Genomic DNA, 24,770 nt, shown 5'->3' with positions numbered 1-24,770 from the left:
CTCCGGCGGCTCGACCAGCGGAAGGCAGGTCTCGACCAGCGGAACACAACGGCTCGACCAGCGGGGACACAACGCTCGACCAGCGGGGACGCAACGCTCGACCAGCGTGAAGGCAGCGGCTCGACCACCGGACGAGGTCACGGTTCGATGAGGCCCGCACGGATGGCGTACCGAGTCACCTGAGTCCGGTCCCGCAGCCCGAGCTTGGCGAGGATGTTCTCGCGGTGCCGCTCGACGGTCTTGTAGGAGATCGTCAGCTCGCGCGCGATCTCGCGAGTGGAGTGGCCCTCGGCGATGAGCTTGAGCACCTCGTCCTCGCGTTCGGTCAGCACGGTCCGCGGGAGGCTCTCGCCGCGGTTGAGGCGGTCGAGGTAGTCACGGACCAGCGCGCTCATCGCCCCGGGATAGACGAAGGCTCGCCCCTGGATGGCGGTGCGACAAGCCTTGACCAGGTCCTCGTCGGCGACCGACTTGAGAACGTAGCCGCTCGCGCCGACCTTGAGCGCCTCGAAGAAGTACTGCTCGTTGTCGTGCATCGAGAGCATCAGCATCTTCGGGGGCGTACGCATCCGAGCGATGGTGCGCGCGGCCTGCAGGCCGGTCATCCGAGGCATCGCGACGTCCAGGATCACCAGGTCGGCCCGGACATCGCGGAGGGCGGCGACCGCCTCCGCGCCGTCGGCCGCCTCCGCGACGACCTCGAGGTCCGGCTCGGCGTCGAGGATGAGGCGGACCCCGCGGCGTACGAGGGTGTGGTCGTCGGCCAGCAGGATCCGGATCTTCGGGGGCGTCGGGGTCACAGCGGCACCTCGAGACGGACGGTGGTGCCCTGGCCGGGGGCGCTGGCCACGCTCAGGTCGGCACCGACGAGAAGGGCGCGCTCCCGCATGCCGCTGATCCCGGCGCCGGGCACCAGGTCGGCGCTGCCGCGGCCGTCGTCGGTGACGGTGAGGACCACCTTGTCGCCGACCTTGCCGAGGGAGAGGTCGGCGGTGGCAGCGTGGGCGTGTCGTACGACGTTGGTGAGCGCCTCCTGAGCGACCCGGTAGATCACGAGCTCGCGGTCCTGGGGGAGGTCGGGAAGTCCGGGCGCGATCGTGCGCCGTACGGTGGTGCGGCCGCGGGCGCCGACGTCGGTGGCCAGCGAGGCGAGGGCGGCGTGCAGGCCGAGGTCCTCGAGCACGCCGGGACGTAGCTGCCGGGCCACGCGGCGTACGTCGTCGATGCCGGTCCGGGCCGACTCACGGACGGCGGCGAACTCCTCGCGAACCGATTCCGGCACCTGCCGCTCCAGCCCCTTGAGCCCCAGGAGTACGACGGTGAGCGACTGCCCGACCTCGTCGTGGAGCTCTTGGGCGATCCGGTGCCGCTCGGCCTCCTGGGCGGCGAGCGCCTTGGCGTTGCTGGTGCTCCGCTCGGTCTCCAGTCGCTCGAGCATCGCGTTGTAGCTGGCGACCAGCCGGGCGCCGGCGCCCTTGCCCTGGGTGGACAGGCGCTGGTCGGGGGAGAGGTGGTCCACCGAGTCCATCGTGCGGATAACCCGGTCGATCGGTGCCAGGCTGCGCAGCAGCAGGAGGGCGTTGAGGGTCGCCATCACGACCAGCCCCACCGCCAGCACCAGCGCCTCCGAGGCCAGGACCCGCTCCGAGACCCGGGCCGGGGACAGCGCCAGGACCAGGGTCCCGACGCAGAACACCGCCCAGTTCGTCAGGCAGACCCGCCAGTAGAGGGGTAGATGACTCATGCAGCAACCCTGACATGCTCTCTGGCCAGGGCTTATGGGTGGCAGCACCCATTCGGATCGGGCGTGCGGTCGCGGAGAGTCGATGGCATGGAGCTCAACACATGATCGTGTACGCAGCAATCGCGATCTTCATCGTCACCTACGGTCTCATCGCCACCGAGCGTGTCCACCGCGTCGCCGCAGCCCTGGGCGGTGTCGCGGCGATGGTGGCGATCGGGATCATCAGTGCCGAGTCCGCCTTCTACAGTCACGAGACCGGGGTCGACTGGGACGTCATCTTCCTGCTCTTCGGGATGATGGTGATCGTCGGCGTCCTGAAGCAGACGGGCCTGTTCGAGTTCCTTGCGCTATGGGCGGTCAAGCACTCCGGCGGCCGCCCGGCGCGTCTGGCGACGCTGCTGATCCTCGTCACCGCGGCGCTCTCGCCCATCCTTGACAACGTGACCACGGTGCTGCTGGTCACGCCGGTGACGTTGTCGGTCTGCGAGCGGCTGGGACTGAACCCGATGCCGTACCTGATCTCGCTCATCCTGGCCGCGAACGTCGGCGGCACCTCGACCCTGATCGCCGACCCGCCCAACATCATCGTGGCCAGCCGGGCGAACCTGACCTTCGACGACTTCCTGATCCACTCGCTGCCGCTGTGCCTGATCCTGCTGGTCGTGCTGATCGGTCTGGTCCGGGTGCTCTTCCGCCGCGACTTCCGTGGCCAGGTCGACCTGGACGGCCTGATCGAGCCGCCCGCCTCGGCGATCCCGGACCGTGGGCTGCTCTACCGATGCCTGGCCGTCCTGGCCCTGGTGATGCTCGCCTTCGGCCTGCACACCGAGCTCCACCTGGACCCGTCGCTGGTCGCCATGCTCGGCGCCGGCGCGATGGTCGTCGTCTCGCAGACACCGACCGAGGCCTTCCTGGAGGAGGTCGAGTGGTCGACGCTCGCCTTCTTCATGGCTCTGTTCGTGCTGGTCGGAGGCCTGGTCGAGGTCGGTGTGATCGGGTCGCTGGGAACGTACGCCGCCGACCTGATGGGCGACAACGAGCTCGCCGGGGTGACCGGGCTGATGATCGGCTCGGCGGTCGTGGGTGGCTTCGTCGACAACATCCCCTACACCGCGGCGATGGTGCCGATCGTGGAGGAGATGGTCGCCGCGACGCCGTCCTCGGGCGCCGACAGTCCGCTGTGGTGGGCCCTGGTCTTCGGCGCCGACCTCGGCGGCAACACCACCGCCGTCGCCGCCGGCGCCAACGTGGTCGTGCTCGGCCTCGCTGCCAAGTCCGGCCACCCGATCAGCTTCTGGAAGTTCACGCGGTACGGCATCGTGGTGACGATCGTGACGCTGGCCGTCGCCTGGGTCTACGTCGCCCTCCGCTACTTCGCGCTCGCCTAGGGCTCGACCAGGAACTAGGCGGCGCTCCGCGCCGCCACGGCACGCACTCGGCGGCGTTGCCCCGCCTCGAAAGACCCCGGTATGACTTCGGCGGGGCGCCTTGCCGAGTACGCGCCCTGGCGACGCGACGCATCCGCCTACTTCCTCGCCGAGCCCTGACGCTCCCGATAGGCCGCGACCGCGTTGCGGTTGGTGCACGTCTGTGAGCAGTAGCGTTTCGAGCGATTGCGGGACAGATCGACGACCACTCCCTCACAGCCCTCGTCGGCGCAGATCGAGAGCCGGGACAGCTCGTCGGTGCGAATGACGTCGACCATGGCCATCGCGGTCTCGACGATGATCCGCTCGGCATAGGGCCGGTCCTCGGCGGAGGCATGGATGTGCCAGTCGGTCTCGTCGTGGCGGACCAGCTGTGGAGTGGTGCCGTAGTCGGAGAGAAGCTTGTTGACGAGGTGCACCGCCTCGTCGCGGTCGGCGAGAAGGAGCTCGCGCATCACGGGTCGGATGCGGCGGACGTCCTCGAGCTCGGCTCGCGTGCGGTCGTGGCGTCCGGTGTAGCCCCAGCGCTGGTAGAAGGCATCGAGCTGGGCGACCTCCGTCAGGTCGTCGGAGCTGCTGCCGTCGGTGTTCACGAGGTCGACAACGGCCTGGAGACCCATATCGGTGTCATAAGTGAAAACCATGTTGACACATTACCGCGACGATGGGATTGTCATGTGTCATGACGACGTTGACCAATGACGAAGCGGTGCCGCAGAGCACGAAGACGCCGCTGGTGGCTGCCGGGCTCCTCCTGGCGGTCGTCTCGGCGGTCACGTTCAGCCTCTCCGGCCCGCTCGGGCGCGGCCTCTTCGACACCGGCTGGACGACGGGAGGCGTGCTGATCTTCCGTGTCGGCATCGGTGCCGTCGTGCTCGCCCCCTTCGCGGTGCGCGCGCTCTCCGGCCGGTGGCGGAGCGTCGCGGCGAGCTGGCGGCTCGTGGTGGCGTACGCGCTGCTTGCGATCGTGGTGCCGCAGTTCGCGTTCTTCTCGGCGGTGCAGTGGATGGCCGTCGGGCCGGCACTGCTGATGGAGTACATGGGGGTCGTGCTCGTCGTCGCGTGGATGTGGCTGCGACACGGGGAGCGGCCCTCGCGGCTGACGATGGTGGGCGCTCTGATCGCGATCGCCGGGCTCGTGCTCGTCCTCGATCTGGTCAGCGGCGCGAACGTCCACCCGGTCGGGATCCTGTGGGCTGCAGGGGCGGCCGTCGGCCTGGCCGGCTACTTCGTCCTCAACGCCCACTCCAGCACCACGCTGCCGCCGCTCGCGCTGGCCTGGCTCGGCCTGACGGGTGCGACGATCCTGCTGGCGCTGCTCTGCCTGATCGGGGCCATCCCGTTCGCGATCGAGACGTCGCCCGTGGTCATGGCGGGCCTCGAGGTGGCCTGGTGGGTGCCGCTGATCGGCCTCGGTGTGCTGACCTGCTCGGTCGCGTACGCCACCGGCATCGCCGCCACCCGAAACCTGGGCTCGCGGCTCTCCTCGTTCGTCGGGCTTCTCGAGGTCGTCTCGGCCGTCGTCTTCGCCTGGCTGCTGCTCGGCGAGGCCCCGGGGCTCATTCAGCTCATCGGTGGGCTGGTGGTGCTGGCCGGCATCATCGCGGTCCAGCAGGGCGAGCAGTCGACGACTGCCTCCTGAGACGGCGAAGCGCCGCACGCATCGGCTGCGTGCGGCGCTTCCCAGGGTCTGGCTACCTCTGGTCCTGAGCCCTGACGTAGACCTCGCGGACCAGCATCAGGATGGCGGCCGCGGTCGGGATCGCCAGCAGCGCGCCGACGACACCGAGGAGCGAGGCGCCGACGAGCGCCGCGATCACGATGACGACCCCGGGGACGTCGACGGAGCGAGACATCACCCGTGGGTAGATGACGTAGTTCTCGAACTGCTGGTAGGCGATGTAGAAGATCACCGCGATGATGCCCGTCTTCAGGTCGGTCGTCGCGAAGGTGATCGAGCAGACGATGATCGCGCCGATGGTGGCCCCGATCATCGGGATCACGTCGGTGATCATGACGACGAAGGCGAGAGCGACTGCGTACTCGCCCATCCCGACGGCGAAGAGCAGCACCAGCGTGGACAGGCCGGCGCACAGCGCGACGATGAAGGCGCCGGAGACATAGCCCCCGATGCCCTCGAAGACCCGGTCGCCCAGCTTGCTGACCCGGTCGCGGCGCGAGGCCGGGGCGAGGCGGTAGAGGGCGTTCTTCGTCTGGTCGTAGGCGGCGATGAAGTAGAGCGTCAAGACGATGACGATGAAGCCCGTGACGAGCACGTTGATCACCGCCAGGCCCACGCCCAGCGCCCCGCCGAAGGCACTGCTGACGAAGTCGCCGCTGGCGACGTAGTCCTGCACCTTGTCGAGGATCCGGTATTCGTCGTTGAGCTGCTGGATGCGCTGGTTGCGCTGGAGCTCCTCGATCCAGTCGGGCACGTTGGCCGAGATCTTGGCGATCTGGTCGCTGATCACCGGCACGAGCGCCACGAAGAAAAGGGCAAGCGCACCCAGGACGCCGAGGATGACCGTCAGGACCGCCCACGGCCGGGGGAAGCCGCGCCTCTGGAGGAACACCACCATCGGGTTGATCCCCGCGGCGATGAAGAGCGAGACCACCACCTGGAGGATCACGCTCCCCATCGTGGTGAAGAGGTTCGACGCCGCGTAGGCAGTCAGCAGACCGAAGCCGAGAAGCAGCCCGAAGAGGTAGGGAGACCTCCGGTCGAACGGCGGTCCGGGCTTGCCGTACCGCTTGTCCCGTTCGCTCTCCTCTGGCTCCGGTTCCGGCTCGTCGGCGGTGATCGCGGACCCGCTGTCGACCGTCGAGTCGTCGCTGGGGCCGGTCTCGGCAGACGTCGTCTCCGGACCGTCCCCTGGACGGTCGGCAGCGGCGGCGTTCACCTCTCGGACTTAGCTGTCTCGGGCTCGCGGATCGCGGTCTTCTCGGACGGCTCGTCGTAGTCGTCGTAGTCGTCACCGAGGCCATCCTCGGAGTCGACCACGGTGACGCTCTCCTCGACCTGGTCGACGAGCTCGCCGTCGACGATGTCCTCCTCCTCGGTGATCGGCTTGGGAGCCTCGAGCTCGGCCGGGTCCTCGGTCTTGCCGAACCCGGAGACCAGGTCGGTGAGCGAGGAGAGCTGAGCGGCGATCGCGTCGCGGCGCTTGGTGAGGCGGTCGACCTCGGCCTTGATGATCGCGTGACCCTTCTCGGCCTCGACGGTCGCGGTGGAGGCGAGGTGGTCGGCCTCGGCGCGAGCCTTGGACAGGATCGCCTCGGCGTCGCGGCGGGCGCGGGCGATGATTCCCTCGGACTCCTTGGCCAGCTCGGCGCGCTGGTCGGCGACGTGCTGGGCGGCGATCCGGGCCCGCTCCTCGGCGTCGGCGGCGCGGGTCTCGCCCTCGGTGACGATGCGAGTGGTCTCGGCCATCGCCTGGTCGTGGTGGTCGGCGGCCTCGCGGGCGAGACGCTCGCGCTCGACGGCGAGCATCCGCCGGGCCTCCTGGACCTCGCGGTCCGCGCCGGCCCGGGCCTTCTCGACCTCGCGCTGGGTCGACGTACGCAGCTGGGTGACCTCCTGCTGGACGGCGAGCCGGATCTGGTCGGCCTCGCGCTTGGCGGCGGCGAGCAGCTCCTCGCTCTCGGCCTGCACCATCTTGCGGGCCTGCTGGACCTCGGACGTCACCTTCTCGCGGTGGTCGTCGATCTCCTTGTAGTGAGTCGTACGCAGCGACTCGATGTCACGCTGGGCGGACGCCTTGGCTGCGGCGGCCTCGCGCTGGGCGGCCTCGCGGATGACCGCGGCCTCCTTCTCGGCGGCCTCCTTGACGGCTGCGGCCTCTTCCTCGGCCAGTCGGAGCATCGCGCTTGCGCGACCACCGAGGGAGGCGTAGGACGGGGCCTCGTTGCCTTGCGCGGCCGTGGCCTTCAGGTCGTTGACCTGGCGCTCGAGCTCGGCGATGCGTCGCTGCGCGTTGCGCAGGGCCGACTGACCCTGGCCGTTGGCCTGAAGCAGCTGCTGGACCCGGGCGTTGACCGTCCCGGGGTCGTATCCGCCACGTCGCACGACCGGGAAGGCTGGGAGTGAGCCTGGCGCCGGTGGTGGTGAGTTGTGGCCGGAGCTGGGCGACCCGGACGCGCCGGGGACCCGGGGGAGGACCTGTGTCTCGGTCGAGTCCTGCTCGGGGTTCTTCCGAGGCTCTGAAGCCTCGTTGAAGATGGACAGTCCCTCATTCGTCATTTGTGGCGGATTCCTCACACTGTAGGTCTTCTACGAGCTGCCTCTGCTCCCAAAGGGCAAGACTACGGCCGGTCGCCTCTCACGCAAGAGGAGACCGGCCGTGAATCGAGTCTCAAACGAGATCTATTTACCCAGACTGCGAGTCTCAGATTCCGCGGAAGAGGTTGATCTTGTCGATGTGAGCCGCACGCTTCTCCTCATCGAGGACGCCGAGACCCTCCTCGGGGGACAGGCAGAGCACGCCGACCTTGCCCTGGTGCTTGTTGTGGTGCACGTCGAGCGAGGCCTGGCCGACATCCTCGAGGGTGTAGGTCCGCGACAGCGTCGGGTGGATCTTGCCCTGCGCGATGAGGCGGTTGGCCTCCCACGACTCGCGGTAGTTGGCGAAGTGGCTGGAGATGATCCGCTTGAGGTTCATCCACAGGTAGCGGTTGTCGTACTCGTGCATGTAACCCGAGGTCGACGCGCAGGTGGTGATGGTGCCGCCCTTGCGGGTCACGTACACGCTCGCGCCGAAGGTCTCGCGGCCCGGGTGCTCGAAGACGATGTCGATGTCCTCGCCGCCGGTGAGATCGCGGATCGCCTTGCCGAGGCGCTTCCACTCCTTCGGGTTCTGCTGGGTGCCCTCCTCGTTCCAGAACTTGAAGTCCATCTCGGAGCGGTTGATGACCATCTCGGCGCCCATGTTGCGCACGATCTTGGCCTTCTCCTCGTTGGAGACGACACAGACCGGGTTGGCGCCGCCGTTGAGGGCGTACTGCGTCGCGAAGCCGCCGAGACCGCCGGAGGCGCCCCAGATCAGGACGTTGTCGCCCTGCTTCATGTTGCCACCGTTGACGGAGACGAGCTGGCGGTAGGCGGTGCAGTTGACCAGGCCGGGGGAGGCGGCCTCCTCCCAGGTGAGGTGCTCGGGCTTGGGCATGAGCTGGTTGGCCTTGACCATCGCGACGTCGGCGAGGCCGCCGAAGTTGGTCTCGAAGCCCCAGATGCGCTGCGAGGGATCCATCATCGTGTCGTTGTGGCCGTCGGGGGCCTCGAGCTCGACCGAGAGGCAGTGGGCGACGACGCGGTCGCCCGGCTTCCACTTGGTCACGCCGGCACCCACGGCCAGCACGACGCCGGACAGGTCGGAGCCGACGACGTGGTAGTCGAGGTTGTGGCGGGCGCCGAGCTCGGACTCCTTGCCGTAGCGCTCCAGGAACCCGAAGGTCGAGACCGGCTCGAAGATCGAGGTCCACACGGTGTTGTAGTTGATCGCCGAGGCCATCACCGCGACGAAGGCCTCGCCCGGACCGAGCTGGGGGAGAGCGACGTCCTCGACGTGGAGGGACTTGCGCGGGTCCTTCTCCTTGGTCGCGACGCCCTCGAACATGTCGACCTCGTCCTTGTGGACGGTTGCGGCACGGTAGTGGCTGGGGATCTCGAGGTTCGCGAACTCCTCGCCGGGCGTGTCGCCGGCGAGGATCGCGTCGAGGATGTTCTGCATGGTGGTCGGCTCCTGCGTCGTCGTAGGGGTCGCGGTTGACTCTATTCGCTGGACATTACTGGTGAGTAACCGTCTTGACCAGCCTCATGTGACACATGACTCTTGGAACGTTCATGTGCCCTGGTGGGCTCTTGTCCGGTGATGGGTCCGGTGATGGGTCCGGTGATGGGTCCGGTGATGGGTCCGGTGAGCGGGCTCAGTGGCCGGGCTGGGCGGCCGGCTCGACGAGCTCGACCAGGACGCCGCCGGCGTCCTTGGGGTGGATGAAGTTGATCCGCGAGTCGGCGGTGCCGCGTCGCGGTGCGTCGTAGAGAAGGCGTACGCCGCGCTCCTTCAGGATCGCGGAGACCTGCTCGACGTCGGTGACCCGGTAGGCGAGCTGCTGCATGCCGGGGCCGTTGCGGTCGAGGAACTTGGCGATGGTGCTCTTCTCGTTGAGCGGGGCGAGCAGCTGGAGCTTGTTGTCGGATTCGCCGATCGCGATCATCGCCTCCTCGACGCCCTGCTCCTCGTTGGTCTCGCGGTGGGCGAGCTTCATGCCGAAGGTCTTCTCGTAGAAGTCGATCGCCGCGTCCAGATCGGCGACGGCGAGACCGACGTGGTCGATCTGGGTGAACAGGTGCGATGGGATCTCCACGGATGTCATGGGCCTACTCTCCTTGAGGTCGGGGTCAACGGGCACAATGTGTGATGACAGCCACACCAGGCTGCGCTCAACACTCTTCCCACTGAGGTTACTAATTAGTAACCTCAAGGCAGATCAGCACCACCCAACATTCTTGGAGGACCCATGTCCAACGTCATCGTCGCCGGGGCGCGTACGCCGATCGGCCGCCTGCTCGGCGGGCTCAAGAGCTTGTCCGCGGCCGATCTGGGCGGCGTCGCCATCAAGGGCGCCCTCGAGAAGGCGGGCGTCTCGCCGGATCAGGTCGACTACCTGATCATGGGTCAGGTCATCCAGGCCGGTGCCGGCCAGAACCCGGCGCGCGCCGCGGGCATCGCCGGCGGGCTGCCGATGAACGTGCCCTCGATCACCATCAACAAGGTCTGCCTCTCCGGCCTCAACACCATCGCCACCGCCGACCAGCTGATCCGCGCCGGCGAGGCGGAGATCATCGTCGCCGGCGGCATGGAGTCGATGACCAACGCGCCGCACCTGCTGCCGAAGTCGCGCGAGGGTTTCAAGTACGGCGACACGACGCTGGTTGACTCGATGGCCTACGACGCGCTCTACGACCAGGCCACCCAGCAGGCGATGGGCGGGCTGACCGAGCAGATCAACTCCGAGGGTGTGAAGCTCACCCGCGAGGAGCAGGACGCCTTCGCCGCCACGTCGCACCAGCGTGCCGCCGCCGCTCAGAAGAACGGCGTCTTCGACGATGAGATCGTCCCGGTGTCGATTCCGCAGCGCAAGGGCGACCCGATCGTCGTCAGCGCCGACGAGGGCGTACGCGGCGACACCACCGCCGAGTCCCTCGGCAAGCTCCGCCCGGCGTTCTCCAAGGAGGGCACCATCACCGCCGGCTCCGCCTCGCAGATCTCCGACGGTGCTGCCGCCGTCGTGGTGATGTCGAAGGCCAAGGCTGAGGAGCTCGGTCTGGAGTGGCTGTGCGAGATCGGCGCCCACGGCATGGTCGCCGGCCCCGACTCGAGCCTGCAGCTGCAGCCGGCCAACGCGACCGCCAAGGCGCTCGAGAAGGAGGGCATCACCGCCGCCGACCTCGACCTGGTGGAGTTCAACGAGGCGTTCGCCGCGGTCGGCATCGAGTCGACCAAGAAGCTCGACCTCGACCCCGATAAGGTCAACGTCAACGGTGGCGCCATCGCGCTCGGCCACCCGGTCGGCATGTCCGGCACCCGCGTCGTGCTGCACCTCGCCCTCGAGCTCAAGCGCCGCGGTGGCGGCACCGGTGCCGCCGCGCTGTGTGGCGGTGGCGGTCAGGGCGACGCCCTGATCGTGCGTGTGCCCAAGGCCTGAGCCATCGCTGATGTGAGCGACCTGGTCGCGCGCGCCCGGGGCGGTGAGCCCCGGGCGGTCGCGCGGCTGGTGTCGTACGTCGAGAACGCTCCCGTCGGTGGCGGAGAGCGGCTCCGCGAGGTGATGGCCGCGCTCGCGCCGCACGGCGGGCACGCCCACATCGTGGGGCTCACCGGTGCGCCCGGGGTCGGGAAGTCGACCACCACCTCCGCGCTGGTCCGCGAGCTGCGCTCCGCGGGCCGCACCGTTGCGGTGCTGGCGGTCGACCCGTCCTCGCCGTTCTCCGGCGGCGCGCTGCTGGGGGACCGGATCCGGATGACCGACCACGCCACCGACCCGGGTGTCTTCATCCGATCGATGGCCTCCCGGGGCCATCTCGGTGGGCTGGCCTGGTCGGCCCCGCAGGCCCTGCGAGTGCTCGATGCTGCTGGTTTCGACGTGGTGCTGGTCGAGACCGTCGGCGTCGGTCAGTCCGAGGTCGAGATCGCCGGGCTCGCCGACACCACCGTGGTGCTGGTCGCGCCCGGGATGGGTGACGGCATCCAGGCCGCGAAGGCCGGCATCCTGGAGATCGGCGACCTCTACGTCGTCAACAAGGCCGACCGGGACGGCGCGACCAAGGTCCAGCGCGACCTGCGCGGGATGCTGCGCCTGGCCGACCGTCCGGCGGAGTCCTGGGCCCCGCCCGTCCTAGCCGCGGTCGCGCAGTCCGGCAAGGGCATGGCCGAGGTCGTCGCCGCGCTGGACGAGCACCGCGACTGGCTGCGGTCCAGCGGGACGCTCGAGGCGCGGCGCACCCGTCGAGCCCGTGCCGAGGTCGAGGCCATCGCCGTCGAGACCCTCCGCGCGAGATGGACCACCGTAGGCGAGATGGACGACCTGGACGCCCTGGCGGCCGAGGTGGTCAAAGGCGAGCGGGACCCGTACGCCGCAGCCGACACCCTCCTAGCCGAGAAGTCAGTTCCCGACGCCGAGTAGTCAGTTCTTGGCGCCGAGGGGTCAGTTCCCGACAGCGAGTGCGCAGGGCGTACGTCGAGGATCGACCTCTCGTCGTCAAGAACTGCCGTCTCGGCGTCGAGAACTGACCTTTCGCGCTCAGAAACCGACTTCTCGGGGGAGGATGTCCCGACGTACGGCTCGTTCTGTCGACTCTCGCGCCTCGGGATCACTATCGTTGGGACCGTGAACCTCTTCGGTGTCGACATCTCCAAGCACCTTCTGCGTGACGAAGGTGAGGTCGTCGTCGACGAGGTGACCCATCACTGGGTCTCCTACATCAGGTCGGTGCTGGAGGTGATCCTCGGGCTGGCGCTGATGATCGTGGCGGCGACGATCAACATGAACGTCGCCTGGATCATCGTGCTGCTCGCCTTCGGGCTGGTCGGGCACGCGTTCTGGCGGGCGCTGGTGGTCAGCCGGGACCGGTTCGTGGTCACCAACATGCGCATCTTCCGCGTCCACGGTGTGCTCTCGAGCGAGCTGGCGACGATGCCGCTGGCGCGAGTCCTCGACATCACCGTGAAGCAGTCGTTCACCGGCCAGATCCTCAACTACGGCCACTTCGTCTTCGAGTCGGCCGCCCAGGAGCAGGGGCTCAACAACATCTACTTCGTCGGCCGGCCGAACGAGCGAGACCTGACCATCCAGCGCGTCGTCCAGCGTGCCGGACTGCGCGGCAGTGTCTGATAACCAGCGTCGGGTGACTGCCCCGCTGGCGCCTGCTCATAGGATTGACGCATGACGCAGCAGCCGTTCTCCCGCCCCGGAGCCGTCGACCTCTCCGGACTCGCCAGCACCACTCCCGCACAGGACGCCTCGTTCGGCGGTCCGGCCGATGCGGCTCCCGCCCAGGGGCGCAGCGTCGGCTCCTATACCGTCGAGGTCGACGAGCAGCTCTTCCAGTCGGTTCTCGAGGCTTCGATGACCGCTCCGGTCGTCCTGGTCTTCTACTCGGCCTCCCGTGCCCCCGAGAGCGTCACCTATGCGGGCGACGTCTCGGCGGTCGTGGAGGAGTACGACGGCCGGTTCCTCGTCGGCCTGGTCGACATCGACAAGAACCCGCAGATCGCGCAGGCGCTGCAGGTGCCCCAGGTGCCGCTGCTCTACATCCTGCTCGACGGCCGACCGGTCACCCAGCCGATCCTGGGTGCGCTCAACCTCGAGGAGCTGCGTACGGTCTTCCAGCAGCTCGGGCAGCAGCTCACCACCCAGGGGATCGGCGGGCGGCACAAGCCCAACGCCCTCGGTGGCGCCGCGGCGACCGAGGAGGGCGCCGAGCCGGCGATGGACCCGCGCTACGCCCCCGCGCAGGACGCGCTGGAGCGCGGAGACATCGACGCGGCGGTGGTCGAGTACGAGAAGCTGATCGCCTCCAACCCCGCTGACTCCGAGGCTGTCGCCGGACTGGCGATGGCCAAGGTCCTGCAGCGTACGCAGGGCGTCGACCTCAACGCGGCCCGTGCGGCGGCAGCGGCCGCGCCCGACGACGTCGACGCGCAGACCCTGGTCGCCGACCTGGACCTGCTCGGCGGCCACGTCGAGGACGCCTTCATCCGGCTGATCGAGCTGGTGCGGCGTACGTCCGAGGACGAGCGCAACCAGGCGCGCGAGCACCTGCTGGGCCTCTTCGCCGCCGTCGGCAACGACGACGAGCGAGTGCTCAAGGGTCGTCAGTCGCTGGCTTCCGCGCTGTTCTGAGCCGGCGTGGCCGGCTGAGCGGCCAAGGCCGAGAGCACCGCGGTGACCGCCGGAGAGGCGGCCATCGTGCGCCGGTGCAACGCGAGGATCTCGCGGGTGGGGACCGGGTCGACGACACGTACGGCGACCAGGTCCTCGCCCAGCACTGCCCGTCCGAGGCGGGGGACGAGCGCGATCCCGAGGCCGGCTCGTACCAACGCCAGGTGGCTGTCGAACTCCATCGAGACGTGCGCGATCCGGGGCAGGTGACCGGTCCCGGCGTACATCCGGTTCAGCCACTGCCGGCAGATCGTGCCCTCGGGCGTCGCGATCCAGTCCTCGGCGACGAGGTCGTGCGGCGTCACTTTGGCGAGCTGGGCCAGCGGATGGTCGCGATGGGCGATCACGTCGGCGATGTCGCGGTGGAGCTCGGTGGTGACGAGATGGTCCGGGATGGAGAGAGGTACGTCGCCCCAGGAGTGCACCACGCCGATCTCGCTGTGGCCGGTGGCGACCAGCCCGACGGTGTCCCACGGCTCCCGCTCGGAGAGGGTGAGGACGAGCTCGGGGTGCGCGGTGCGGAGCGCGCCGGCGACCGGCGCGATCAGCCCGCGCATCGCGGTCGAGAAGGCGGTCAGTCGCAGCCGGCCGGCCACGGTCGTGGCCTGCTCGTGCAGCCCTGACTCCAGCGACTCCATGTCGGCGAGCAGCCGCGACCCCTCCTCGACCAGATGCCGCCCGGCATGGGTGAGCGTCACGCCGCGCCCGATCCGCTCCAAGAGCGGCACGCCCACCTGCCGCTCGAGCCGCTTGACCTGCTGGGACACGGCACTGGGGGTGAAGCCGAGGGCCTCGGCGGCCGCGACCACCGACCCGTGGGTGTCGACGGCGCGGAGGGCGACCACGGCGGCAAGATCGATCATGAAGCCATGCTACGTCGTCGGATGAAGAATCATTCGCTGGTGCTTCATGATCGTTGCCTTCATCCTGGTGGAGTGAATCGTCGTGACTCGTTGCTCGCCGTCCTCGTCGCCGTGCTGTGGGGTTTCAACTTCGTCGTCATCGACTGGGGCCTCGAGGAGCGCGACGGGCAGTCGGTGCCGCCGCTGTTGCTGCTCGCCGTGCGCTTCGTCCTGGTCGCGTTCCCGGCGGTCTTCCTGCTGCCGCGTCCGAAGGCGCCGTGGCGGGTGATCGCCGCGGTGGGGGTCTTCATGAGCCTGGGCCAGTTCGGCCTGCTCTACACCAGCATGGCCGCCGGGATGCCGCCCGGCCTTGCCGGGCTCGTACTCCAGGCGCAGGTCGTGCTCACCATCGTCATCGCGGCCGGCGTGCTGCGCGAGCGGCCGAGCCGGCTGCAGACGGTCGGGGTCCTCGCCGGCGCCCTCGGGCTGGTCGTCGTGGCGTTGGGCCGGGGTGGGCACGTGCCTGTCGTGGCGCTCCTGCTGTGCCTGCTCGCCGCGCTGTCCTGGGCGATCGGCAACGTGATCTCCCGCGCGGCCAAGGTCTCCGGTGGGCTCTCGCTGACGGTCTGGTCCGCGCTGGTCGTGCCGCTCCCGCTGCTGGCGCTCTCGCTGGTGATCGACGGGCCCGGCGGCGTACGTGAGGGGGTGGCGGCGTTCGGCTGGGAGGCACTCGTCTCGACGGGCTACACCGTGGTGCTCGCCTCGTTCGTCGGCTACGGGATCTTCAACTCGCTGCTGGCGAAGCATCCGGCGTCGTCGGTGGTCCCGTGGATCCTGCTGGTGCCCCCGGTTGCGATCGGCTCCGCGTGGCTGCTGCTCGGGGAGGTGCCGAGCGGCGGCGAGCTCGCCGGTGGTGCGCTCCTGGTGCTCGGCGCGCTCGTTGCGCAGGGAGTGCTACGCCCGCCCCGACTCGGTGTAGCCGCGGCCGCCCCGCAGCGCGGCGAGAGCGGCCTCGACCCGGCGGGCGGTGAAGTCGGCGGCCCGGTCGCGGACCTCGTCGAGGGTGCAGAACGCCACTGAGCGGATCTCGCGCGGCTGGAGGGTGGCCTGCTCGATGATCGAGGAAGGACGGATGCCGCCGTCGAAGACGAGGCAGATGGCGTCGTCCCAGCCGCCCCAGGGCGGCAGCCAGTCGGTGAGGAGCAGGTCGCCGGCGGGGATCAGGAGGGCGAGCTCCTCCTCGATCTCGCGGGTGGTCGCCAGCTTCGGCGACTCGCCGACCTCCACGATCCCGCCGGGCAGGTCCCAGTCCTTCTTGTAGGTCAGCTGGCACATCAGGACCCGGTCCTCGGGGTCGCGCACCAGCATCTGCCCGATCGCGCGCTTGCGCGGAAGGAACGAGTTGAGCAGCGCCCGGAAGCCCTCGGGGGCCTCCACCGGCGCATCGCTCGCCACCCGGGCGTAGATCATCCGGTCCTCGCCGCCCGACACACCCCGGAGCAGGCCCTCACGGTGGAGACCCGACCAGGTCGCGGTGCGCTGTTCAGCAGGGTCGACCGGGTCGATCAGCGCCTCCACCCGATGGTGGGTGAGCAGCGCGGCGGCCACCTCGCGGCGTACGACATCGACGGACTCGCCCGCGGCCCACTCGATCCGGGCAACGCCCTCCGCCACCGTCGTCGTCTCTGGCTCGCTCACGCGACCACCTCCGTAGCGCAAGCGCCAGAGTACGGACATGGTCGCGTGAGTTTTTGTTGGGTCCCTCGCTGGCGCTCGCTCACGCGACCACCCTAGCGAGCCGTGTTGTCACAGCCTGACGGTTGTCGGTGTCTGGATGGGGACGAGATGCTCGACCCAGAAAGAGGAGGGCGACGATGCCCAGTACGTTCAGGATCCCGAAGGCAGATCTGACCGGTCTCTACGGCGCCGTGGTGCGGCGGGTGAGCAGGAAGATGTACGGCGAGGTCCCCGACGTCGGCTACGTCCTGTTCCACCACAAGCCGGTGCTGCGCGCGGTGATGGGGTTCGAGACGAGAGCGGGGAAGTGGAAGGCGCTCGACCCGACGTACAAGTCGCTGGCCGAGATGGCCGCGGCGAGCACGATCGGGTGCAGCTGGTGCCTGGACTTCGGCTACTACCTCGCCGGCAACGAGAACCTCGATCTCGAGAAGATCAGCCAGGTACAGGTGTGGCGGACCTCCGACGTCTTCGACGAGACCGAGAGGAAGGTCATCGAGTACGCCGAGGCGATGACGACCACGCCGATGACGGTCACCGACGAGATGGTCGCCGCCCTGCTGGCCGAGCTGGGCGCCGAGGCGATGGTGGAGCTGACCCAGATGATCGCGCTGGAGAACATGCGATCGCGGTTCAACTCCGCCGCTGGGCTGCAGAGCCAGGGCTACTCCGACGTCTGCGAGATCCCGCTGGCGCCCGCGCCGGTAGGGTCGCAGGCATGAGCGAGCGCAAGCGAGCGACGATCGGCCTCAGGCCGCTGGGTCCGTATTCTTTGCTCTGCACTACGGAGCCGGCGGCATGATCGAGTCCGACGGGGCGAGCGACGACGCCGCGACGGAGGCCTTCGTCGCCCACCGCAACCTGCTCTTCACGGTGGCCTACGAGATGCTCGGTTCGGCCGCCGACGCCGAGGACGTGCTCCAGGAGACGTGGTTGCGCTGGGCCGATGTCCCGCTGGAGGAGGTGCGCGACCAGCGCGCCTACCTGGTGCGGATCACCACCCGGCTCGCCCTCAACCGCATCCGGACGCTGTCGCGCCGCAAGGAGACGTACGTCGGTCCGTGGCTGCCGGAGCCGCTGTTGACCGCCCCCGACGTCGCCGAGGACGCCGAGCTCGCCGACTCGCTCTCGACCGCCGTACTGCTGGTCCTGGAGACCCTCTCGCCGACCGAGCGGGCGGTCTTCGTCCTTCGCGAGGTCTTCGCGCTGGGCTACGACGAGATCGCCGCGGCGGTCGACAAGTCGCCGGCCGCGGTGCGGCAGATCGCTCATCGGGCCCGCGACCACGTCGCCGAGCGGCGGCCGCGCGAGGCGGTCTCGGCCACCGAGGCGCGTCGCGCCCTGGAGCGGTTCCGCGACGCCGCGACCGGTGGCGACCTGCAGTCGCTGCTGGACGTGCTCGCACCCGATGTCGTGCTCTTCTCCGACGGGGGCGGTGTGGTGCAGGCCGCCCGCAACCCGATCCACGGCGCCGACAAGGTGCTGCGGTTCTTCACGGGGCTGGCGACGAAGTACGGCATCCCCAGGTTCGAGCTGACCAGTGTGAACAGATCGCCGGGGATGCTGGTCTACTTCGGCGAGGAGGTCGACGGCGTCGTCACCCTGCACGTCGAGGACGGTATGGTCACCGGGCTCTACTACGTCCGCAATCCGGCCAAGCTCGGCGGCGTCGCGGGAGAGGTCCATCTGGAACGCTGACCCCGGTGCCGACACGGTGCGTGCACGAGCGTGACGGACGTACGTGCTGGGGAGGTGTGGGAGTGGAGCAGCGGGTCGAGGCTCGGCAGCTGCGTGCGGTGCTGGTCTCGCTCTGCGTGACCGTCACGGTGGCGTACGGCGTCCTCTACTACGCCTTCACCGTCCTGCAGCCGCGGATCATCGACTCCACCGGCTGGTCGGCGGCCGCGATCACCGCCGCGTTCTCCGCCGGCACGCTTCTCGGAGCCGTGGCGGGCATCCCCGTCGGACGGGTCATCCAGCGCTACGGGCCGCGGTGGGTGATGGCTGGGGCCAGCCTGCTGGGGACTGTCGCGCTGCTCGTGGTCGCTGCTGCGCCTTCGTACTGGATCTTCGCGCTGGGCTGGCTGCTGGTCGGGCTCTCGACCGCCGGCACCTTCTATCCGCCGGCCTTCGCGGCGCTGACGCACTGGTTCGGTACGCGGCGGGTGGATGCGATCACGACGCTCACCCTCGCGGGCGGGTTCGCCTCGACGATCTTCGCGCCGCTCACCGACGCGCTGGCGGGCTGGGTGGAGTGGCGGTGGACGTACGTGATCCTGGCCGGTGTCTTCGTCGTGCTGACGTTCGTCCCGAGCGTCGTGGTGCTCGATCTCGGCTGGAAGCCGACGGCTTCTGGCGACGATCGACCGGTGCGGGACCGGGAGGTGCTGCGGAGCCGTCGGTTCGTACTGCTCACGCTCGCGGGCACGCTGGTCACGATGGCCGTGTTCGCCTCGATCGTCCACCTGGTGCCGTTCCTCGTCGAGCATGGGCTGAGCCCGACCACCGCCGCCTGGGCGCTCGGACTCAGTGGCGCCGGCCAGGTCGCGGGGCGGGCGTTCTACCCGCTGCTGGCGCGACGCTTCGGCGTCCGGGCCCGGATGCTCGGGGGAGTGCTCTGGTTCTCGGCCTCGGTGGCGCTGCTTCCGTTGCTGCCTGTGGTCGGCTGGGTGATGATCTTCGTCGCGATCCTCACCGGGACCGCCCGCGGGCTCTACACGCTCATCTCCGCGACCGTCGTCAGCGACGTGTGGGGTCCGGAGAGGTACGCCGCGCTCAACGGGGTCTACTCCGCGCCGGCGGGGGTCGCGGGTGCGCTCGCTCCGGCTGTCGGGGCTGGGATCGCTGTTGTGATGGGTGGGTACGACGGGCTCTTCTGGGTGCTTGCTGGGACTGCGCTTGTTGCTGCTGGGATTGCTGGGGTTGCGTTGGCGTCGTTCGATCGGGGGTGAGGGGCGGCGTTGCTGGTCGAGCCGTTGGAGCGGCTTGGTGGGGGCGTGTCGAGATCCCATCCTTGCTGGTCGAGAGCCCGGCCTCCGCTGGTCGAGACCCCGACCTCCGCTGGTCGAGACCCCGACCTCCGCTGGTCGAGCCGCCGGAGCCGCTAGGCGGAGGCGTGTCGAGACCAACACGGTTCCCTGCCGGATCGTCCCACCCAAAGGCCGGACAGGGCCGCCGACCCGACTTCGAGGGTCTTCTCGACGAACCCCGGAGTCAAGGACGGCCTACGGCCGCCGGCTTCGCCGGCCGCTTCGCGGTCCTGGACACCGGGATCCGTCGAGAGAAGATTTGGCTGGCTATCGGGGCGGCGGCCCGGGTGTGGCGCAGCGAAGTCTCGCTTCGGAACGGTGCTGTTCGTGGGGTGGGAGGGTGGCCCTTCGGGCCACTTACCATCCACAAGTATGAGGTCGTTCGCTCACCGCGAAAACAAGGCTTGACCTGCTAATATAAGTAGAATAGAACGGTCGAAACGAGTAGAATCAGACCCATCACGACACGCCTCTACACGCCGGAGAGGAGGGCGGCCGCGATGAGTCTCGAACCCGAGATCAACCACTGGGGCACCAACCCTGTGGACCCGATCGACGCAGAGCTCGCTGCCCTGGAGTCCTCCCTCGACAACCTTCTCGCCAGGGACCCGGCCTACTGGCGCACCAGCCAAAAGAAAGACCGGCTGAAGCGCCTGGAGATCATCCAGGCCAAACAGGCCGCGCTGAAGCTCCGGATCCTCGCTGCTGCCGGTGACATCGCCGAAGAGACCGGCGCGAAAGACGTCTCGGGGTGGATGCTGACCGAGTTGCTGGTCGACAAGAAGATCGGCCGTGCTGAGGTGAAATTCGCCGCGGCGCTCGCGAAGTATGAGCTCGCTGCCGCCGGCCTCGCTGAGGGCGTGGTGTCCCAGGACAAGGCGAGGGTGATCACCAAGGCCCTCGAGGCGGTCGAGGCCGACCCGACTGCCAGTCGCGAGGATCTGGCCTACGCGGAGAAGCTGTTGGTCGATTACGCCACCCGGCTGACCGCTGACGACCTCAAGAACATCGGGAAGCGGATCCTGGTCGAGGTCGACCCCGAACGGTTCGAGGCCGCCGAAGCCAAAGCCCTGCAGCGCGAGGAAGAACAAGCCCAGCGGCGCACCTTCTTTCAATCCCGCGCCAACGGCGACGGGACGGTCGATATCCACGCCCGGGTCTCCTACGCGGTCGGGATGAGGCTGCGCACCCTCTTGGACTCCCTGGCCCAGCCGAGGAAGCTCTCTGTCGAGGACCGGGGCCGTAAGGCCCCCCTATGACCGGCTGCTGGGCCAGGCCTTCGCCCGGGTCGTCGAGACCTACGACGTCGACCAGCTCCCCCGCCATGGTGGCCACGCGACCACGGTCTTCATCACCATGAACGTCGAAGACCTCCGCAACGACCTCGGCACCGCGGCGTTGGGGTTCGACGGCGACAAGATCACCGCCGCCGAGGCCCGCCGGATGGCCTGCAACGCCGACCTCATCCCCGTCGTCCTCGGCACAGACTCCGAGATCTTCGACTTCGGCCGAACCACCCGCCTCGCGCCCCCAGTCCAACACCGAGCACTCCGGCTACGGGACAAGTGCTGCCAGGCCGAAGACTGCGATGCCCCCGCGGCCTGGACCGAGGCCCATCATCTGAAACCCTGGTCTCAAGGCGGGCTTACGAATCTGGCCAACATGGTCTTGTTGTGTTCCAGCGATCATCGCCGGATCCACGACCCGAACTACGACTATGAACGCCTACCGGATGGACGGATCCGGTTCACCCGACGCGATCAGGACGTGCTCGATGTGCGCGCGTGACGGGATCGCGGGGTGGTCAACGCTGTCCGTCTCATCCGGTCTGCCGAGGTCAGTGATGTGGGCGGTCGTTCGCGATGCGTACGGTGACCATGACGTTCCCAGCACCCTGATGGGAGTCACGGTCGTGGGCTATGACGATCAGCTGGTCGAGATCGAGGCTGTCGCTGCGGCGATCGACTGATCCCCGCGCCGGGGACAGGATCCGGCGGAGCGGGGAGTCTCGCCCGACCGTCTCCACGGCTACAGCCTCGGCCCGGCCAAGACCGCAGAGTCTCGGTGCCCCGCGGCTGGCGGGACACCGAGACCCTCGGATCACTGGGCTCGGATCACTTTCCGAAGACCTGCAGCTCGGCGGCGTGAACGATGGTGCCGCGGTCGGAGCCGGTCTTGCAGTCGGTGGTGGTGAGGGGGTCGGCGTCCTGCTCGCCGGCGTAGCCCTCGTAGCCCGTGCACTGGTTCTCCAGTGCCACCAGACGTACCGCGGCCGCGGCGGTGTCGGGGACGTCGAAGGTACGCAGGTTGAGGTTGGGTGCGACTGGCCTCGGGCGCTTGCCGGGGAAGGCGTCGTCGCTCGAGGTGTAGAAGCGCTTCCAGGTCGCGCCGCTGGTGCCACAGGCCGAGACGCAGGCCTCGAGCGCGAACTTCCGCAGGGCGGTGAAACGGGAGCCTGAGTCGGCGTCCGTCTCGGTGGCGGGGGAGAGGTAGGCGCTCACGTTCACCCTGGTGACGGTGTGAGTTCCGCCGGCCAGGTCGATGGCGACCGACGGCGTGGTCGCGTCCACGTTGCCCTCGGTCACGCCGCCCCAGTTGGTGCTCTCGGTGCCGTCGAGCAACGCGTCCGGGTTGCGCGAGCCCTCGGTCGAGGCGATCACCGTGGCCCCCTTGGCGGCCGCGGCGAGGTTGGTGCTCCCCGCGAACGAGACCGTCTTGCTCGTCTCCGAGGGGGAGATGGTGACGGTCTTGCGCTGGGCGCCTCCGGTCTTGGCGACGTAGAGGAACTCGTACGTCCCAGGGACGAAGTGGGCGACCGACCCCATCGCGGTGTCGACCAGTGTGTCGGCGATGGGCGTGGCCCGAGCCTCGAACCGGCCGACGTACACCTTGCCGGGTGTGCCGGCGGGCGCGCTGAAGGTGACCTTGGTGTTGCGCGAGGCCGGCGAGGCGAAGCTCGGGGTCGGCTCGTGGTCGTCGGCGGTCGTGGTGGCGTACTGACCCATGCCGCGGCGCGCGAACGCGTCAGCGATCACCTGCCGGTTGGCGCCGCCGAAACGCATCTGGTCGGCGGCCAGGAACGCGTCGCGGGCATCCAGCATCGACGTCGCACCCTGCTGGAGCAGGAACGAGTCGAAGACCAGCTGGATCCAGCGGCGGTTGCCGGGGCAGTGGTCGGGCGCCAGCGGCGAGGCCGACGTGGTGCCAACCGAACAGCGCCGCTGCAGGGCCTTGTCGGCGTAGGGGTGGGTGGCGTTGTACTTGTCGACCAGCGCCTGCCGCACCGACCACATCGTGCCGTTCCAGATCTCGCCGTCGGCGTGGACCTCGGGTCCGGTGGAGTCGAACCCGTAGTCGGAGAAGTTGAGGGGGTTCTTGTCGATCGCGAAGTCGCGGATGGCGACGTCGGTGTTGCCGGTGGCGTAGGCGCCGACGGCCCACGGGCTGCCGCCGTTGTCGAGGTCGTGGGCAAACATGTTCTCGCCTGCGGCCAGGTCGCTCCAGGACTCGCCCATCGCGCCGCCCTGCTCCGAGGTGAGCCCGTCGTCGGGGCCGCCGACCATCCGGTTCGAGATGGCGTGGGTGTATTCGTGGCCCACGATCCCGAAGTCCAGCGAGCCGTCGGTGCAGGGTGCGTAGAACGCGCCGGCGGCGGGCTGGAAGAGGTATTGGTTGGTGACGCCCGGCACGCCGTCCATCAGGGTCAGCTGGTTGGCGTTGTTGCGGCCGGTCAGCAGCCCGCTCTGCTCGATGACCTGCGAGTCGAGCGCAGCGGCCTGCGCGTTGCCGACCTCGGCGTCGAGCCCACGTCCGCCACGGCCGAGGTTGTCGGTCTGCAGGTTGTAGTTCTCCTCGGTGAAGCCGAGGAAGTAGGACCAGTCGTGCATCCGGTTGTGGCTGGCGAACAGGTTGCCGACCACGTAGTTCACGTCGTTGCCGCCGGGGACCAGGGTCGTGGGCGAGCACTTGGAGTTGTTCCAGGCGTCGGTGAACTTGCCCGTGTAGTCGCGCACCGGCGAGACCGGCGCCTGCTCGAGCCCACCAGCGGCGAGCGGCGAGAGCCAGCCTTCGTGGGTGTTGGCGTTGTTGCCGATGGTCGTCAGCGACGGCACCCCGACGGTCGTGTTCAGCAGCGTGTCCCACGGGCCGGCGTTGGCCAGGCTCTTCAGCTCCGGGCCGGTGCAGTCGGCGACCTTGGTCCAGCAGGCGATCACGTCGTTGGTGGGGACCGCGTCGCCGCCGGTCGAGGCGATGTCCGGGATGCCGGGGAAGTAGGACCAGCCTGGGTTGCTGCCCGGCAGCTCACCGGTTTCCGCGCCGGCATCGGAGGACGCGACGGTGACGGTGTAGCTGCCGACGAGGAGCGAGTCGTCGAAGGGACAGACCTGGACGGAGTACGTCCCGGGGTCGATCTTGTCGGCGGTGTAGGTCGCGGCCTCAGGGTTGAAGAGCAGGTCACCCTCGACGAGCAGCTTTCCGTCGGGGGCGAAGAGCTTCACGGTGAAGTCGTCGGTCGGCAGCCCGACGGCGACCGCGGCCAGGGTGCGGGTCTTGTCGTCGGCGATCTCGAAGGGGTGCTTGGGCCCGCAGGCGTCGAGCGCGGTGCCGGTGAACGGTCCCTCGACCTCGTTCTCGTGGTCGACGTTGTCGTGACGCAGGAGCACCTCACCCGTGACCGCATCGACCAGCACCGTCTGCCCCAGCAGGGTCGCGGCGGCGGAGTCGACGACGGTGGCCTGGAAGACGGGGCGTACGCCCTCGCCGGGGACCGGGAAGGCCCGCAGCCGCACCAGCTGATCGGTCGCCAGGCCGGGAACCGTCAGCTTCGTCCAGTCGGTTGGCTTCGCTGCCGCGGTGGTGACGATCTCGCCGACCTTCGAGCCGGTGATCGGGCGTCCGGCCGAGGCCGCTGCCTTCAACCACGCCTCGGTCGGGGTGAGCTCCGCCTTCGCCGGGGTGCCGGTCACCTTCGACAGGGAGGAGGAGACGTAGGCGATGTTGCCGTCGGCGACCCCGACGGTGACCAGGCCTTCGGTGGCGGCGGACAGGCTGCCGTACGTCTGGCGGAAGAGCACCGCATGGCCACCTCCGGCGGCCAGCTTCTGGTCGCTGACCAGCTCCAGGTCGTCCAGCTGAGCCGCGGAGAGCCCGAAGACCGCCGCGTTGTCGTCGATGAAGTCTCGGGCGGCGGTCACCGGGTCCGAGGAGCTGACCGGGGCCAGCACGCCGTCGGCCGTGATCAGCGAGGTCGGAGTCCCATGATCGTTCCAGCGGATGTCGACCGCGTCCAGAGCCTCGGCAGCGGACTTCTGGGTCGAGGTGGGCAGTACGCGGTCGCGTACGTCCAGGCCTGCATCGGCCTCGTGACCGAGCAGCCCGCCTGAGCGAGCTGCGTCGGACCTGGTGTTGGCAGTGTCATCCGTAGTGGAGAGCGCGGCACCCGAGACCGGCGTCGCCAGCACGAACGCGCCGAGGGCGATGCTCAGCGCTGCACCGAGGCCTACGCGAGCGCGACTGGAACGAATTTCGGTCATATGTGGCCAACGTCACT

22 protein-coding genes and 1 pseudogene are annotated in these 24,770 nt (G+C 69.0%); 13 read left to right on the top strand and 10 right to left on the bottom strand.

Annotated features, from left to right (window positions below):
• Positions 1-137: 137 nt before the first annotated feature.
• Together BJ988_RS18065 and BJ988_RS18060 are read right to left on the bottom strand one after the other, a co-directional pair.
• A complete protein-coding gene (locus BJ988_RS18065) occupies positions 138-800 on the bottom strand; it encodes a response regulator (protein ID WP_179659295.1) in 663 nt (220 codons plus the stop codon).
• Complete coding sequence (locus tag BJ988_RS18060) at positions 797-1,744, bottom strand: sensor histidine kinase (RefSeq protein ID WP_218860952.1); 948 nt, start codon at positions 1,742-1,744, stop codon at positions 797-799. The genes BJ988_RS18065 and BJ988_RS18060 overlap by 4 nt, the downstream gene beginning before the upstream one ends.
• Positions 1,745-1,845: 101 nt before the next feature.
• Between BJ988_RS18060 and BJ988_RS18055 the strand changes: the two genes are divergently transcribed.
• Positions 1,846-3,132: an ArsB/NhaD family transporter gene (locus tag BJ988_RS18055; RefSeq protein ID WP_179659291.1), complete on the top strand. Its 1,287-nt coding sequence runs from the start codon at positions 1,846-1,848 to the stop codon at positions 3,130-3,132.
• Between the two features lie 137 nt (positions 3,133-3,269).
• On the opposite strand, the gene BJ988_RS18050 is transcribed toward BJ988_RS18055, so the two are convergent.
• Positions 3,270-3,815, bottom strand: a complete 546-nt coding sequence (locus tag BJ988_RS18050) for a CGNR zinc finger domain-containing protein (protein WP_179659289.1) — start codon at positions 3,813-3,815, stop codon at positions 3,270-3,272.
• 38 nt (positions 3,816-3,853) lie between these two features.
• Between BJ988_RS18050 and BJ988_RS18045 the strand changes: the two genes are divergently transcribed.
• On the top strand, positions 3,854-4,813 hold the full coding sequence (locus BJ988_RS18045; RefSeq protein ID WP_179659287.1) for an EamA family transporter: 960 nt from the start codon (positions 3,854-3,856) through the stop codon (positions 4,811-4,813).
• Between the two features lie 52 nt (positions 4,814-4,865).
• Here the strand turns inward: BJ988_RS18045 and BJ988_RS18040 are convergent, their stop codons facing one another.
• The 4 genes from BJ988_RS18040 to mce form a co-directional block, all read right to left on the bottom strand.
• Complete coding sequence (locus BJ988_RS18040; RefSeq protein ID WP_179659285.1) at positions 4,866-6,071, bottom strand: AI-2E family transporter; 1,206 nt, start codon at positions 6,069-6,071, stop codon at positions 4,866-4,868.
• Positions 6,068-7,411, bottom strand: coding sequence for a flotillin family protein (locus tag BJ988_RS18035; protein ID WP_179659283.1), 1,344 nt, complete (start codon positions 7,409-7,411; stop codon positions 6,068-6,070). Before BJ988_RS18035 ends, BJ988_RS18040 begins: the two co-directional genes overlap by 4 nt.
• Positions 7,412-7,556: 145 nt before the next feature.
• Positions 7,557-8,897: a crotonyl-CoA carboxylase/reductase gene (ccrA, locus tag BJ988_RS18030; RefSeq protein ID WP_179659281.1), complete on the bottom strand. Its 1,341-nt coding sequence runs from the start codon at positions 8,895-8,897 to the stop codon at positions 7,557-7,559.
• Positions 8,898-9,093: 196 nt separating this feature from the next.
• The gene (mce, locus tag BJ988_RS18025) at positions 9,094-9,543 is read right to left on the bottom strand and encodes a methylmalonyl-CoA epimerase (RefSeq protein ID WP_179659279.1); all 450 of its coding nucleotides are present in this window, start codon (positions 9,541-9,543) and stop codon (positions 9,094-9,096) included.
• A gap of 144 nt (positions 9,544-9,687) precedes the next feature.
• Here mce and BJ988_RS18020 point away from each other — a divergent pair, with 144 nt between their 5' ends.
• From BJ988_RS18020 to BJ988_RS18005, 4 genes are all read left to right on the top strand, one after another.
• Positions 9,688-10,875 (top strand): acetyl-CoA C-acetyltransferase, encoded by a 1,188-nt coding sequence (locus tag BJ988_RS18020; RefSeq protein WP_179659277.1) that lies wholly within the window; start codon positions 9,688-9,690, stop codon positions 10,873-10,875.
• A gap of 12 nt (positions 10,876-10,887) precedes the next feature.
• Entirely contained in the window at positions 10,888-11,853 is a 966-nt protein-coding gene (gene meaB / locus BJ988_RS18015) for a methylmalonyl Co-A mutase-associated GTPase MeaB (RefSeq protein ID WP_343051670.1), read from the top strand.
• A gap of 204 nt (positions 11,854-12,057) precedes the next feature.
• On the top strand, positions 12,058-12,561 hold the full coding sequence (locus tag BJ988_RS18010; RefSeq protein WP_179659275.1) for a PH domain-containing protein: 504 nt from the start codon (positions 12,058-12,060) through the stop codon (positions 12,559-12,561).
• 51 nt (positions 12,562-12,612) lie between these two features.
• Entirely contained in the window at positions 12,613-13,572 is a 960-nt protein-coding gene (locus BJ988_RS18005; protein ID WP_179659273.1) for a co-chaperone YbbN, read from the top strand.
• Here the strand turns inward: BJ988_RS18005 and BJ988_RS18000 are convergent.
• Positions 13,545-14,474: a LysR family transcriptional regulator gene (locus BJ988_RS18000; protein WP_179659271.1), complete on the bottom strand. Its 930-nt coding sequence runs from the start codon at positions 14,472-14,474 to the stop codon at positions 13,545-13,547. The genes BJ988_RS18005 and BJ988_RS18000 overlap by 28 nt on opposite strands.
• 6 nt (positions 14,475-14,480) lie before the next feature.
• Between BJ988_RS18000 and BJ988_RS17995 the strand changes: the two are divergent.
• Positions 14,481-15,335, top strand: a pseudogene (locus BJ988_RS17995) (EamA family transporter); the annotation flags it as partial.
• Between the two features lie 72 nt (positions 15,336-15,407).
• Here the strand turns inward: BJ988_RS17995 and BJ988_RS31405 are convergent.
• Positions 15,408-16,151: an NUDIX domain-containing protein gene (locus tag BJ988_RS31405; protein WP_343051669.1), complete on the bottom strand. Its 744-nt coding sequence runs from the start codon at positions 16,149-16,151 to the stop codon at positions 15,408-15,410.
• A gap of 176 nt (positions 16,152-16,327) precedes the next feature.
• Between BJ988_RS31405 and BJ988_RS17985 the strand changes: the two genes are divergently transcribed.
• The 6 genes from BJ988_RS17985 to BJ988_RS31030 all read left to right on the top strand — a co-directional run bounded on the left by BJ988_RS17985 (position 16,328) and on the right by BJ988_RS31030 (position 21,188).
• Positions 16,328-16,912, top strand: coding sequence for a carboxymuconolactone decarboxylase family protein (locus BJ988_RS17985; protein ID WP_179659268.1), 585 nt, complete (start codon positions 16,328-16,330; stop codon positions 16,910-16,912).
• Positions 16,913-16,988: 76 nt separating this feature from the next.
• Positions 16,989-17,888 (top strand): RNA polymerase sigma-70 factor, encoded by a 900-nt coding sequence (locus tag BJ988_RS17980; protein ID WP_179659267.1) that lies wholly within the window; start codon positions 16,989-16,991, stop codon positions 17,886-17,888.
• Positions 17,889-17,950: 62 nt separating this feature from the next.
• Complete coding sequence (locus BJ988_RS17975; protein ID WP_218860949.1) at positions 17,951-19,141, top strand: MFS transporter; 1,191 nt, start codon at positions 17,951-17,953, stop codon at positions 19,139-19,141.
• A 578-nt stretch (positions 19,142-19,719) separates the two neighbouring features.
• Entirely contained in the window at positions 19,720-20,478 is a 759-nt protein-coding gene (locus BJ988_RS17970; RefSeq protein ID WP_281365486.1) for a DUF222 domain-containing protein, read from the top strand.
• A gap of 97 nt (positions 20,479-20,575) precedes the next feature.
• Positions 20,576-21,007: an HNH endonuclease signature motif containing protein gene (locus tag BJ988_RS31035; RefSeq protein ID WP_281365485.1), complete on the top strand. Its 432-nt coding sequence runs from the start codon at positions 20,576-20,578 to the stop codon at positions 21,005-21,007.
• A 55-nt stretch (positions 21,008-21,062) separates the two neighbouring features.
• A complete protein-coding gene (locus BJ988_RS31030; RefSeq protein WP_281365484.1) occupies positions 21,063-21,188 on the top strand; it encodes a hypothetical protein in 126 nt (41 codons plus the stop codon).
• A gap of 145 nt (positions 21,189-21,333) precedes the next feature.
• Here the strand turns inward: BJ988_RS31030 and BJ988_RS17960 are convergent, their stop codons facing one another.
• Positions 21,334-24,753 (bottom strand): M36 family metallopeptidase, encoded by a 3,420-nt coding sequence (locus BJ988_RS17960; RefSeq protein ID WP_179659265.1) that lies wholly within the window; start codon positions 24,751-24,753, stop codon positions 21,334-21,336.
• Positions 24,754-24,770 lie beyond the last annotated feature (17 nt).

This window comes from Nocardioides panzhihuensis, from assembly GCF_013408335.1.
Taxonomy (GTDB): domain Bacteria; phylum Actinomycetota; class Actinomycetes; order Propionibacteriales; family Nocardioidaceae; genus Nocardioides; species Nocardioides panzhihuensis.
This window is presented reverse-complemented; position numbering and strand designations above follow the sequence as displayed.

What these genes read in the sequence shown, in the direction of transcription:
- BJ988_RS18060 (WP_218860952.1), bottom strand. Translation starts at nt 1,744, where the DNA reads ATGAGTCATCTACCCCTCTACTGGCGGGTCTGCCTGACGAACTGGGCG.
- BJ988_RS18055 (WP_179659291.1), top strand. Translation starts at nt 1,846, where the DNA reads ATGATCGTGTACGCAGCAATCGCGATCTTCATCGTCACCTACGGTCTC.
- BJ988_RS18050 (WP_179659289.1), bottom strand. Translation starts at nt 3,815, where the DNA reads ATGGTTTTCACTTATGACACCGATATGGGTCTCCAGGCCGTTGTCGAC.
- BJ988_RS18045 (WP_179659287.1), top strand. Translation starts at nt 3,854, where the DNA reads ATGACGACGTTGACCAATGACGAAGCGGTGCCGCAGAGCACGAAGACG.
- BJ988_RS18035 (WP_179659283.1), bottom strand. Translation starts at nt 7,411, where the DNA reads ATGACGAATGAGGGACTGTCCATCTTCAACGAGGCTTCAGAGCCTCGG.
- ccrA (WP_179659281.1), bottom strand. Translation starts at nt 8,897, where the DNA reads ATGCAGAACATCCTCGACGCGATCCTCGCCGGCGACACGCCCGGCGAG.
- mce (WP_179659279.1), bottom strand. Translation starts at nt 9,543, where the DNA reads ATGACATCCGTGGAGATCCCATCGCACCTGTTCACCCAGATCGACCAC.
- BJ988_RS18020 (WP_179659277.1), top strand. Translation starts at nt 9,688, where the DNA reads ATGTCCAACGTCATCGTCGCCGGGGCGCGTACGCCGATCGGCCGCCTG.
- BJ988_RS18005 (WP_179659273.1), top strand. Translation starts at nt 12,613, where the DNA reads ATGACGCAGCAGCCGTTCTCCCGCCCCGGAGCCGTCGACCTCTCCGGA.
- BJ988_RS18000 (WP_179659271.1), bottom strand. Translation starts at nt 14,474, where the DNA reads ATGATCGATCTTGCCGCCGTGGTCGCCCTCCGCGCCGTCGACACCCAC.
- BJ988_RS17985 (WP_179659268.1), top strand. Translation starts at nt 16,328, where the DNA reads ATGCCCAGTACGTTCAGGATCCCGAAGGCAGATCTGACCGGTCTCTAC.
- BJ988_RS17980 (WP_179659267.1), top strand. Translation starts at nt 16,989, where the DNA reads ATGATCGAGTCCGACGGGGCGAGCGACGACGCCGCGACGGAGGCCTTC.
- BJ988_RS17970 (WP_281365486.1), top strand. Translation starts at nt 19,720, where the DNA reads ATGAGTCTCGAACCCGAGATCAACCACTGGGGCACCAACCCTGTGGAC.
- BJ988_RS31035 (WP_281365485.1), top strand. Translation starts at nt 20,576, where the DNA reads ATGAACGTCGAAGACCTCCGCAACGACCTCGGCACCGCGGCGTTGGGG.
- BJ988_RS31030 (WP_281365484.1), top strand. Translation starts at nt 21,063, where the DNA reads ATGTGGGCGGTCGTTCGCGATGCGTACGGTGACCATGACGTTCCCAGC.
- BJ988_RS17960 (WP_179659265.1), bottom strand. Translation starts at nt 24,753, where the DNA reads ATGACCGAAATTCGTTCCAGTCGCGCTCGCGTAGGCCTCGGTGCAGCG.